This window comes from Serratia sp. 1D1416 (assembly GCF_003641105.1).
Taxonomy (GTDB): domain Bacteria; phylum Pseudomonadota; class Gammaproteobacteria; order Enterobacterales; family Enterobacteriaceae; genus Serratia; species Serratia ficaria.
The window spans coordinates 1,315,841-1,327,287 of record NZ_CP032738.1 but is presented as its reverse complement, the minus strand read 5'-3'; the positions used below and the strand labels follow the sequence as shown (position 1 = coordinate 1,327,287).

The following is an 11,447-nucleotide window of genomic DNA, read 5'->3' as shown; positions in this document are numbered from 1 at the left end:
CTCAGTAACCAACGCTCTTTAACAATTTATCAGACAATCTGTGTGGGCACTCCACAAGACGATATCCAGCATCTTCGGATGCGAAAAAAATATCAAGTCTTGAAGAGTGACTAACTGAAGTAAAATTCATGCAGTAACCTTTGAGCATCGCTTCACGAGTTGAAGCAAATCAAGCTTTTAATTGAAGAGTTTGATCATGGCTCAGATTGAACGCTGGCGGCAGGCCTAACACATGCAAGTCGAGCGGTAGCACAGGAGAGCTTGCTCTCTGGGTGACGAGCGGCGGACGGGTGAGTAATGTCTGGGAAACTGCCTGATGGAGGGGGATAACTACTGGAAACGGTAGCTAATACCGCATAACGTCTACGGACCAAAGTGGGGGACCTTCGGGCCTCACGCCATCAGATGTGCCCAGATGGGATTAGCTAGTAGGTGGGGTAATGGCTCACCTAGGCGACGATCCCTAGCTGGTCTGAGAGGATGACCAGCCACACTGGAACTGAGACACGGTCCAGACTCCTACGGGAGGCAGCAGTGGGGAATATTGCACAATGGGCGCAAGCCTGATGCAGCCATGCCGCGTGTGTGAAGAAGGCCTTCGGGTTGTAAAGCACTTTCAGCGAGGAGGAAGGGCGATGTCTTAATACGGCATCGCATTGACGTTACTCGCAGAAGAAGCACCGGCTAACTCCGTGCCAGCAGCCGCGGTAATACGGAGGGTGCAAGCGTTAATCGGAATTACTGGGCGTAAAGCGCACGCAGGCGGTTTGTTAAGTCAGATGTGAAATCCCCGCGCTTAACGTGGGAACTGCATTTGAAACTGGCAAGCTAGAGTCTCGTAGAGGGGGGTAGAATTCCAGGTGTAGCGGTGAAATGCGTAGAGATCTGGAGGAATACCGGTGGCGAAGGCGGCCCCCTGGACGAAGACTGACGCTCAGGTGCGAAAGCGTGGGGAGCAAACAGGATTAGATACCCTGGTAGTCCACGCTGTAAACGATGTCGATTTGGAGGTTGTGCCCTTGAGGCGTGGCTTCCGGAGCTAACGCGTTAAATCGACCGCCTGGGGAGTACGGCCGCAAGGTTAAAACTCAAATGAATTGACGGGGGCCCGCACAAGCGGTGGAGCATGTGGTTTAATTCGATGCAACGCGAAGAACCTTACCTACTCTTGACATCCAGAGAACTTTCCAGAGATGGATTGGTGCCTTCGGGAACTCTGAGACAGGTGCTGCATGGCTGTCGTCAGCTCGTGTTGTGAAATGTTGGGTTAAGTCCCGCAACGAGCGCAACCCTTATCCTTTGTTGCCAGCGATTCGGTCGGGAACTCAAAGGAGACTGCCGGTGATAAACCGGAGGAAGGTGGGGATGACGTCAAGTCATCATGGCCCTTACGAGTAGGGCTACACACGTGCTACAATGGCGTATACAAAGAGAAGCGAACTCGCGAGAGCAAGCGGACCTCATAAAGTACGTCGTAGTCCGGATTGGAGTCTGCAACTCGACTCCATGAAGTCGGAATCGCTAGTAATCGTAGATCAGAATGCTACGGTGAATACGTTCCCGGGCCTTGTACACACCGCCCGTCACACCATGGGAGTGGGTTGCAAAAGAAGTAGGTAGCTTAACCTTCGGGAGGGCGCTTACCACTTTGTGATTCATGACTGGGGTGAAGTCGTAACAAGGTAACCGTAGGGGAACCTGCGGTTGGATCACCTCCTTACCTAATGATATCGATTCGCGTGAAGTGCTCACACAGATTGTCTGATGAAAAAGTAACGAGCAGAAATACCTTTATAGGCTTGTAGCTCAGGTGGTTAGAGCGCACCCCTGATAAGGGTGAGGTCGGTGGTTCAAGTCCACTCAGGCCTACCACTTCTTCCCTATGCTGCGTTATGCGCGGTCGTTTACCCAGGTAAACTTCCCTTCCGCATGCCTTGCCTAAGAAAGAAGTTGTATATCAAAGGTACTGCACGTGACTGTATGGGGCTATAGCTCAGCTGGGAGAGCGCCTGCCTTGCACGCAGGAGGTCAGCGGTTCGATCCCGCTTAGCTCCACCATATAGTCCGGTATTTCAATACTTCAGAGTATATTGGCGACAGTATGCTGCGAAGTATTTTGCTCTTTAACAATCTGGAACAAGCTGAAAATTGAAACATGACGGCTGAAACTTGTCCCTCCGTAGAAATATTGGGATGAGGAGTAACCTGTCATAGAGTCTCTCAAATGTTTGCAATGCGAAGTGTCGATTATTTATAAAAGACGCCTTCGGGTTGTGAGGTTAAGTGACTAAGCGTACACGGTGGATGCCTAGGCAGTCAGAGGCGATGAAGGGCGTGCTAATCTGCGAAAAGCGTCGGTAAGGTGATATGAACCGTTATAACCGGCGATACCCGAATGGGGAAACCCAGTGCAATTCGTTGCACTATCGTTAAGTGAATACATAGCTTAACGAGGCGAACCGGGGGAACTGAAACATCTAAGTACCCCGAGGAAAAGAAATCAACCGAGATTCCCCCAGTAGCGGCGAGCGAACGGGGAACAGCCCAGAACCTGAATCAGTTCTTGCGTTAGTGGAAGCGTCTGGAAAGTCGCGCAGCAAAGGGTGATAGCCCCGTACACTAAAACGCATTAACTGTGAGTTCGATGAGTAGGGCGGGACACGTGACATCCTGTCTGAATATGGGGGGACCATCCTCCAAGGCTAAATACTCCTGACTGACCGATAGTGAACCAGTACCGTGAGGGAAAGGCGAAAAGAACCCCGGCGAGGGGAGTGAAATAGAACCTGAAACCGTGTACGTACAAGCAGTGGGAGCACCTTCGTGGTGTGACTGCGTACCTTTTGTATAATGGGTCAGCGACTTATATTTTGTAGCAAGGTTAACCGTATAGGGGAGCCGTAGGGAAACCGAGTCTTAACTGGGCGAATAGTTGCAAGGTATAGACCCGAAACCCGGTGATCTAGCCATGGGCAGGTTGAAGGTTGGGTAACACTAACTGGAGGACCGAACCGACTAATGTTGAAAAATTAGCGGATGACTTGTGGCTGGGGGTGAAAGGCCAATCAAACCGGGAGATAGCTGGTTCTCCCCGAAAGCTATTTAGGTAGCGCCTCGTGAACTCATCTTCGGGGGTAGAGCACTGTTTCGGCTAGGGGGCCATCCCGGCTTACCAAACCGATGCAAACTCCGAATACCGAAGAATGTTATCACGGGAGACACACGGCGGGTGCTAACGTCCGTCGTGAAGAGGGAAACAACCCAGACCGCCAGCTAAGGTCCCAAAGTCATGGTTAAGTGGGAAACGATGTGGGAAGGCATAGACAGCCAGGATGTTGGCTTAGAAGCAGCCATCATTTAAAGAAAGCGTAATAGCTCACTGGTCGAGTCGGCCTGCGCGGAAGATGTAACGGGGCTAAACCATGCACCGAAGCTGCGGCAGCGACGCTTAGGCGTTGTTGGGTAGGGGAGCGTTCTGTAAGCCGTTGAAGGTGGCCTGTGAGGGTTGCTGGAGGTATCAGAAGTGCGAATGCTGACATAAGTAACGATAAAGCGGGTGAAAAGCCCGCTCGCCGGAAGACCAAGGGTTCCTGTCCAACGTTAATCGGGGCAGGGTGAGTCGACCCCTAAGGCGAGGCTGAAAAGCGTAGTCGATGGGAAACAGGTTAATATTCCTGTACTCGGTGTTACTGCGAAGGGGGGACGGAGAAGGCTAGGCTAGCCGGGCGACGGTTGTCCCGGTTTAAGCGTGTAGGGGGGTGTTCCTGGTAAATCCGGAACGCTGTCAACCCTGAGGCGTGATGACGATGCACTACGGTGCAGAAGTAGTTGATGCCAAGCTTCCAGGAAAAGCCTCTAAGCATCAGGTAACACAGAATCGTACCCCAAACCGACACAGGTGGTCAGGTAGAGAATACCAAGGCGCTTGAGAGAACTCGGGTGAAGGAACTAGGCAAAATGGTGCCGTAACTTCGGGAGAAGGCACGCTGGCGCGTAGGTGAAGTCCCTTGCGGATGGAGCTGAAGCCAGTCGCAGATACCAGCTGGCTGCAACTGTTTAATAAAAACACAGCACTGTGCAAACACGAAAGTGGACGTATACGGTGTGACGCCTGCCCGGTGCTGGAAGGTTAATTGATGGGGTCAGCCGCAAGGCGAAGCTCTTGATCGAAGCCCCAGTAAACGGCGGCCGTAACTATAACGGTCCTAAGGTAGCGAAATTCCTTGTCGGGTAAGTTCCGACCTGCACGAATGGCGTAATGATGGCCAGGCTGTCTCCACCCGAGACTCAGTGAAATTGAACTCGCTGTGAAGATGCAGTGTACCCGCGGCAAGACGGAAAGACCCCGTGAACCTTTACTATAGCTTGACACTGAACATTGAGCCTTGATGTGTAGGATAGGTGGGAGGCTTTGAAGCGTGGACGCCAGTCTGCGTGGAGCCAACCTTGAAATACCACCCTTTAATGTTTGATGTTCTAACTCGGCCCCATAATCTGGGGTGAGGACAGTGTCTGGTGGGTAGTTTGACTGGGGCGGTCTCCTCCCAAAGAGTAACGGAGGAGCACGAAGGTTAGCTAATCACGGTCGGACATCGTGAGGTTAGTGCAAAGGCATAAGCTAGCTTGACTGCGAGAGTGACGGCTCGAGCAGGTACGAAAGTAGGTCTTAGTGATCCGGTGGTTCTGAATGGAAGGGCCATCGCTCAACGGATAAAAGGTACTCCGGGGATAACAGGCTGATACCGCCCAAGAGTTCATATCGACGGCGGTGTTTGGCACCTCGATGTCGGCTCATCACATCCTGGGGCTGAAGTAGGTCCCAAGGGTATGGCTGTTCGCCATTTAAAGTGGTACGCGAGCTGGGTTTAGAACGTCGTGAGACAGTTCGGTCCCTATCTGCCGTGGGCGTTGGAAGATTGAGAGGGGTTGCTCCTAGTACGAGAGGACCGGAGTGAACGCACCACTGGTGTTCGGGTTGTCATGCCAATGGCACTGCCCGGTAGCTAAGTGCGGAAAAGATAAGCGCTGAAAGCATCTAAGCGCGAAACTTGCCTCGAGATGAGTCTTCCCTGGGCCTTTAAGGTCCCTGAAGGAACGTTTAAGACTAAGACGTTGATAGGCTGGGTGTGTAAGTGCAGCGATGCATTGAGCTAACCAGTACTAATGATCCGTGAGGCTTAACCTTACAACACCGAAGGTGTTTTTAGAGAGACGAATAATTTTCAGCGAAGTTCTTAGATTGGTTCTGGTGGTTACGCGAGTAACGGCCAAGAATGAAACAGAATTTGCCTGGCGGCAATAGCGCGGTGGTCCCACCTGACCCCATGCCGAACTCAGAAGTGAAACGCCGTAGCGCCGATGGTAGTGTGGGGTCTCCCCATGCGAGAGTAGGACACTGCCAGGCATCAAATAAACGTTATCAGCCTGACACCTGGTAATGAGCGAAATCGCCGAGGCGGTTTTGCCGGCATCGAAAGGTGCGACGTAAAAGAATCGGTGGAGCGGTAGTTCAGTTGGTTAGAATACCTGCCTGTCACGCAGGGGGTCGCGGGTTCGAGCCCCGTCCGTTCCGCCACTTATTTAAATTATGCCTGCTTATCTTAGCAGGCATAATGTTAAGCGAGATTTAGGGGCGTAGCTCAGTTGGTAGAGCACCGGTCTCCAAAACCGGGTGTCGCGAGTTCGAGTCTCTCCGCCCCTGCCATATTAGAAACCCTTCGCGAAAGCGAAGGGTTTTTTTTTGCGTCTCATTCCTTGCCCTTTTCCGCTATTCCCCTGATAGATTGTCTGAAATTCCTGCAAAGCCGTTTTCGATTTAGACATTTTTAGCTGAATCCATGTACAAAATGGTTGTTATCCTGCGATGTGATGCCGCGCATTATTCCCGCCCATTTTTCAACTACACCTAATAAGCGACCGTCCCTTTTGGACTCGCTTCATCAGAAAAATAAACAGATCACACCACAACAGCTAACCCTGCAGGGCGAGGAAAACACCATGATCAAACGTTTGCTGTTAGCAGCCGCCGTCGCTGGCGCATTTATCAATACGGCTCAGGCCGCACCGCTGATCGTCGGCTTCTCTCAGATTGGCTCAGAGTCGGGCTGGCGCTCGGCGGAAACCAAAGTGTCCAAACAGGAGGCCGAAAAGCGCGGAATTACGCTGAAAATTGCCGACGCTCAGCAGAAACAGGAAAATCAGATCAAAGCGGTAAGGTCATTTATCGCCCAAGGGGTGGACGCTATTTTCATCGCCCCGGTCGTCGCAACCGGTTGGACGCCGGTGCTGCAGGAAGCCAAAGAGGCAAAAATTCCGGTGTTCCTGCTGGACCGCATGATCGAAGTGAACGACCCCTCGCTGTATACCGCCGCAGTGGCCTCCGACAGCGTCCATGAGGGCAAGGTGGCGGGGGAATGGCTGGTGAAGGAGGTGGCCGGCAAGCCGTGTAACGTGGTGGAACTGCAGGGCACGGTTGGCGCCAGCGTTGCGATTAACCGCAAGAAAGGTTTCTCCGACGGCATCGCTTCCGCCGCCAACGTCAAGATTATCCGCTCGCAGTCCGGTGATTTTACCCGCAGCAAGGGCAAAGAGGTGATGGAGAGCTTCATCAAGGCCGAGCAAAACGGCAAGAACATTTGCGCCGTCTATGCGCATAACGACGATATGGCGATCGGCGCCATTCAGGCGATTAAGGAAGCGGGGCTAAAACCCGGTTCCCAAATAAAAATCGTCTCTATCGACGGCGTGCCCGATATCTTCAAGGCGATGATCAACGGCGAAGCCAACGCTACGGTCGAGCTGACGCCGAACATGGCGGGCCCGGCGTTTGATGCGCTGTTGGCGATGAAAAAAGAGGGGACATCGCCGCCGAAGTTCATTCAGACCGAGTCGAAACTGCTGCAGCCGGATACCGCCAAGCAGGAGTTCGAACTGAAGAAAAGCATGGGTTATTGATCCACTCACCGGCGGGGCAGCAAGATGGTTGCATCTCAGACTCACCTACTGGCGATTAACGGATTATCCGTCGAATTCCCCGGTGTCAAAGCGCTGGATCAGGTCGATTTCACGCTGCAGAGCGGGGAAGTGGTGGCGCTGTTGGGGGAAAACGGCGCGGGGAAATCCACGCTGATCAAAGCGCTGACCGGCGTTTACTCGCGGTCCGCCGGCGAGATCCTGCTGGAGGGGCGCGCTATCGCACCGCAGAGTACGGCACAGGCGCAGGCGTTAGGCATAGGGACGGTTTACCAGGAGGTGAACCTGTTGGCGAATATTTCGGTCGCCGCCAACCTGTTCATCGGCCGCGAGCCGACCCGCTTTGGGCTGGTCGATCAGCGCACCATGCTGCGCCGCGCCAGTGAGCTGTTGCAAGGCTATGGCCTGCAGCTGGATGTCAGCCAGCCGTTGGGCAATTACTCGATCGCCATTCAGCAAATCGTGGCTATCGCCCGGGCGGTGGATCTGTCCGCCAGGGTGCTGATCTTGGACGAACCCACCGCCAGCCTGGATGCCAAAGAGGTCGGCATGCTGCTGGATATTCTCCGTCAGCTGCGATCTCAAGGGCTGGGCATGATCTTTGTGACTCACTTTCTCGATCAGGTTTATCGCATCAGCGATCGCATCACCGTGCTGCGCAACGGCAAGCTGGTCGGCACGCGTGCGGCTGCCGAGCTGCCGCGGCTGGAGCTGGTGCAGATGATGCTGGGGCACGCGTTCGATGAATCCTTGCTCAAGCGCGGTGAGCGCCGGGCGTCAACGGCGGCGCCGCTGGTTGAATTCAACGGCTATGGCCGTCGCGGTACGGTAGAACCCTTCGAGTTGGCGGTCAGGCCGGGCGAGATTGTTGGCCTGGCGGGTCTGTTGGGGTCGGGGCGTACCGAAACGGCCCAACTGATATTTGGCGTCAGGGCCCGGGATAGCGGCAAGGCGAAAGTGGCCGGCAAGGCGGTGAATATCCGTACGCCGCGTAAAGCGGCCAGCCTGGGTTTCGGCTATTGCCCGGAGGACCGTAAAACCGACGGCATCATTGGGGCGGCGACGGTGCGGGAAAATATTATTCTGGCGCTGCAGGCCCAGCGCGGCTGGCTGCGACCGCTGCCGCTGCGGGAGCAAACGCGCATCGCCGACGATTTCATCCGGCTGTTGGGCATCCGTACGCCGGGGGCGGAGCAGCAGATCCAATATCTTTCCGGCGGCAATCAACAGAAGGTGCTGTTGTCCCGCTGGCTGGCGACCAAACCGCGTTTTCTGATCCTCGACGAGCCGACGCGCGGCATTGACGTCGGCGCGCACGCGGAGATTATCCGGTTGGTCGAGAAACTGTGTGAAGAAGGGCTGGCGCTGCTGGTGATCTCTTCCGAGCTGGAGGAGCTGGCAGGCTATGCCGATCGCATTGTGGTGCTGCGCGACAGACGACATGTGGCGCAGTTGGAACATGACGCCATCACGGTGCCGGCGATTATGCAGGCTATTGCCGTGCAACAGGGGGCAGGATGAACCTCAGGAGCTCCTCCATGACCGGTGAACCGCGCAAAATCAGGTGGGCATTTCCCGCCGGGGCGACGCAGCTGGGGGCGTTGGCGGCAATTTTGCTGATCGACAGCCTGGTGGCGCCAAATTTTTTCTCTGTGCATATTCAGGACGGAAGGCTGTTCGGCAGCCTGATCGATATCCTCAACCGCGGCGCCCCGGTGGCGCTGCTGGCGCTGGGCATGACGCTGGTGATCGCGACCGGCGGCATCGATCTTTCGGTGGGCGCGGTGATGGCGATAGCCGGCGCCACGGCGGCGACGCTGACCAGCGCCGGTTATCCGCTGGCCTATGTGCTGGCTGCGGCGTTGGCCGCCGGGGCGCTGTGCGGCTTGTGGAACGGTTTTCTGGTGGCGGTGCTGCAGATACAGCCGATCGTCGCCACCCTGATGCTGATGGTCGCCGGCCGCGGCGTTGCGCAGCTGATCACCGAAGGGCAGATAGTGACCTTCGAGCGGGAAGGCTTGGCGCAGCTGGGCAGCGGCGCATTAATGTATCTGCCGGTACCGGCGATCGTCGCCGCGCTGTCGCTGTTGCTGCTCTGGCTGTTGACGCGCAAGACCGCTCTGGGGCTGTTTATCGAAGCGGTGGGCATCAACCTGCGTTCCGCCCGCAATGCGGGAGTGAGTACTCGCTGGGTGGTGATGTCGGTGTACGTGATCTGCGGCCTGTGCGCCGCGGTGGCCGGGATTATCGTGACGGCGGACATCCGCGGGGCGGACGCCAACAATGCCGGCCTGTGGCTGGAACTGGACGCCATCCTGGCGGTGGTGATTGGCGGCGGTTCGCTACTGGGCGGCCGGTTTAACCTGCTGCTGTCGGTGGTGGGGGCGCTGATTATTCAGGGGATGAACACCGGCATCCTGCTGTCCGGCTATCGTCCCGAATTCAATTTGGTGCTGAAAGCGGTGGTGGTGTTGGCGGTGCTGATGGTGCAATCGCCGAGCGTATCGCTGCGCCGGCTGCTGCGGAGACGCAAATCATGATCAAACGTAATCTGCCGCTGTTGATCACCCTGGCGGTATTCTTGCTGGGCTACGCGTTTTGCCTTGCTCAGTTCCCCGCCTTCGCCTCCACGCGGGTATGGTGTGATTTGCTGACCGATAATGCGTTTCTCGGCATTGTGGCGGTGGGGATGACCTTTGTGATCCTGTCCGGCGGCATCGATTTGTCGGTCGGTTCGGTGATCGCCTTCACCGGCGTGTTGCTGGTCAAACTGATCGGCAGTTACGGCATGGCACCGGGCTATGCGTTCATCATCGCGCTGCTGATGGGAGCATCATTCGGTGCGCTGATGGGCTGGATCATCGACGTGCTGAAGCTGCCGGCGTTCATCATCACGCTGGCCGGCATGTTCTTCGTGCGGGGTATGAGTTTTATCGTTTCCGAGGAGTCGATTCCCATCGATCACCCGCTGTACGCCAGCCTGGCCAACTACGCCTGGAAACTGCCGGGCGGCGGACGCTTCACGCTGCTGGCGTTGGTGATGTTGACGGTGGTGGCGGCTGGCGTCCTGTTGGCGCACCGCACCCGCTTTGGCCACAACGTCTACGCCATTGGCGGCAACCGGGTGTCGGCGGCGCTGATGGGCGTGCCGGTACAACGCACCACCGTATTGATTTACATGTTATCCAGTACGCTGGCGGCGCTGTCCGGCATTGTTTTCTCGCTGTATACGTCGGCGGGCTATGCGCTGGCGGCCAGCGGCGTAGAGTTGGACGCCATCGCCGCGGTGGTGATTGGCGGCACGCTGTTGACCGGCGGCGTCGGCACCGTGCTGGGCACGCTGTTCGGCGTGCTGATCCAGGGCCTGATCCAGAGCTACATCACCTTCGACGGCACCCTCAGCTCCTGGTGGACCAAAATCGTCATCGGCATCCTGCTGTTCTGTTTTATCGGCCTTCAGAAGGCGATGAGCGCATTTTGGCTGAACAGGCGAGCCAAACCCCGCCATCCGCGTCTGAAGCCGTTATAGCGCTTCAGGCTGCGGTATTTAAAGGTATTTTCAGCAATTGCCGGATCAACGGCTGCTGATCGCTGTTCTGCAGCCAGACCGCATACAGCGGGCGCACGATCGGCGGCGTCTCGGTGGCGGCGATCAGCTGCGGGTAGTCTTTTTCCCACTGGCTGGGCAGAAAGGCGCAGCCGCCGGTGGTTTCCAGCAGCTGACGGGTCAGGTGCGCCGAGGTGGTGGTGAGCACCGGCACGCTGTCGCCTTCCAGCATGCGGCTCTCCTGTTGGTGAAAATCGGCGCCCCATTCCAGCTTGATGTACGGCATCGGCGCCTGCTTGTCGCGGCGGCGGGATGAAAACAGACGCAGCGAGAAATTGCCCAACAGCTGGCTGGCCAGCTCGTCCATCTTTGGCGGCTCGGTGGTGATGAGCAAATCGAGCTGCCTTTCGTGCAGCTGCTTTACCAAAGAGTGCCTTAGCGCCACCCGCGCCTCCAGCTGCAGCGCCTCGCGCTGCTGATAGAGCGATTGCAGCCAGGGGGTCAGATAGGCTTCCCACAGCGAGGCGGTGGCGCCGATAGAGAGCTCGGTGTGCTGCAGCGATCGCACCACCTCTTTTTTCGCCAGCTGCCAGGTGTTCATCAGGCTCTCGGCATAGGGCAGAAGCCGCTCTCCGGCCGGCGTCAGGCGGATATTGTTGCGGTGGCGGGTGAATAAATTTGCGCCCAGCTGGTTTTCCAACTGACGGATGCGGAAACTGACCGCGGACTGCGTTAAGTACAAGGATTCTGCGGCTCGGCCAAAGTGACGCGTTCTACTGACCTCCAAAAAGGTTTTCAGTAATTCGGTATCCACACCCATCTCCAAAAAATTTTGTCGTTAAGATTTAAATGTTTTGTTTTACACAATGTCAAGCCTATCTAATACTCCGCGCCATAAACAGCACGGCCATGAGAGAATTAGGAGCGT

5 protein-coding genes, 4 tRNA genes and 3 rRNA genes are annotated in these 11,447 nt (G+C 56.1%); 11 read left to right on the top strand and 1 reads right to left on the bottom strand.

Going from position 1 to position 11,447, the window contains the following annotated elements; translation table 11 throughout:
* Window positions 1-178: 178 nt before the first annotated feature.
* The 11 genes from D7I37_RS06350 (at window position 179) to yjfF (ending at window position 10,501) form a co-directional block, all read left to right on the top strand.
* Window positions 179-1,720: ribosomal RNA gene (locus D7I37_RS06350) — 16S ribosomal RNA — on the top strand.
* 75 nt (window positions 1,721-1,795) lie between these two features.
* Window positions 1,796-1,872: transfer RNA gene (locus D7I37_RS06345), tRNA-Ile, on the top strand.
* Window positions 1,873-1,982: 110 nt separating this feature from the next.
* Window positions 1,983-2,058 (top strand) — tRNA-Ala (locus tag D7I37_RS06340).
* A 219-nt stretch (window positions 2,059-2,277) separates the two neighbouring features.
* Window positions 2,278-5,185: ribosomal RNA gene (locus D7I37_RS06335) — 23S ribosomal RNA — on the top strand.
* Between the two features lie 103 nt (window positions 5,186-5,288).
* A 5S ribosomal RNA gene (gene rrf / locus D7I37_RS06330) occupies window positions 5,289-5,404 on the top strand.
* Together the 16S, 23S and 5S rRNA genes with 4 tRNA genes alongside form the textbook arrangement of a ribosomal RNA operon.
* A gap of 94 nt (window positions 5,405-5,498) precedes the next feature.
* Window positions 5,499-5,575 (top strand) — tRNA-Asp (locus D7I37_RS06325).
* Window positions 5,576-5,628: 53 nt separating this feature from the next.
* Window positions 5,629-5,704 (top strand) — tRNA-Trp (locus D7I37_RS06320).
* A gap of 293 nt (window positions 5,705-5,997) precedes the next feature.
* Window positions 5,998-6,954, top strand: a complete 957-nt coding sequence (ytfQ, locus tag D7I37_RS06315; protein ID WP_061800339.1) for a galactofuranose ABC transporter, galactofuranose-binding protein YtfQ — start codon at window positions 5,998-6,000, stop codon at window positions 6,952-6,954.
* Between the two features lie 24 nt (window positions 6,955-6,978).
* Window positions 6,979-8,493, top strand: coding sequence for a galactofuranose ABC transporter, ATP-binding protein YtfR (ytfR, locus tag D7I37_RS06310; RefSeq protein ID WP_129543468.1), 1,515 nt, complete (start codon window positions 6,979-6,981; stop codon window positions 8,491-8,493).
* A 17-nt stretch (window positions 8,494-8,510) separates the two neighbouring features.
* Window positions 8,511-9,512, top strand: a complete 1,002-nt coding sequence (gene ytfT, locus D7I37_RS06305; protein WP_061800336.1) for a galactofuranose ABC transporter, ATP-binding protein YtfT — start codon at window positions 8,511-8,513, stop codon at window positions 9,510-9,512.
* Window positions 9,509-10,501 (top strand): galactofuranose ABC transporter, permease protein YjfF, encoded by a 993-nt coding sequence (yjfF, locus tag D7I37_RS06300; RefSeq protein WP_129543466.1) that lies wholly within the window; start codon window positions 9,509-9,511, stop codon window positions 10,499-10,501. Before ytfT ends, yjfF begins: the two co-directional genes overlap by 4 nt.
* Window positions 10,502-10,505: 4 nt before the next feature.
* Here yjfF and hdfR read toward each other — a convergent pair whose 3' ends face one another.
* The gene (hdfR, locus tag D7I37_RS06295) at window positions 10,506-11,333 is read right to left on the bottom strand and encodes an HTH-type transcriptional regulator HdfR (protein ID WP_061800332.1); all 828 of its coding nucleotides are present in this window, start codon (window positions 11,331-11,333) and stop codon (window positions 10,506-10,508) included.
* Window positions 11,334-11,447: the final 114 nt, after the last annotated feature.

Excerpts from the sequence above, each read along its gene's own strand:
- ytfR (WP_129543468.1), top strand. The coding sequence starts at position 6,979 with ATGGTTGCATCTCAGACTCACCTACTGGCGATTAACGGATTATCCGTC.
- yjfF (WP_129543466.1), top strand. The coding sequence starts at position 9,509 with ATGATCAAACGTAATCTGCCGCTGTTGATCACCCTGGCGGTATTCTTG.
- ytfQ (WP_061800339.1), top strand. The coding sequence starts at position 5,998 with ATGATCAAACGTTTGCTGTTAGCAGCCGCCGTCGCTGGCGCATTTATC.
- ytfT (WP_061800336.1), top strand. The coding sequence starts at position 8,511 with ATGACCGGTGAACCGCGCAAAATCAGGTGGGCATTTCCCGCCGGGGCG.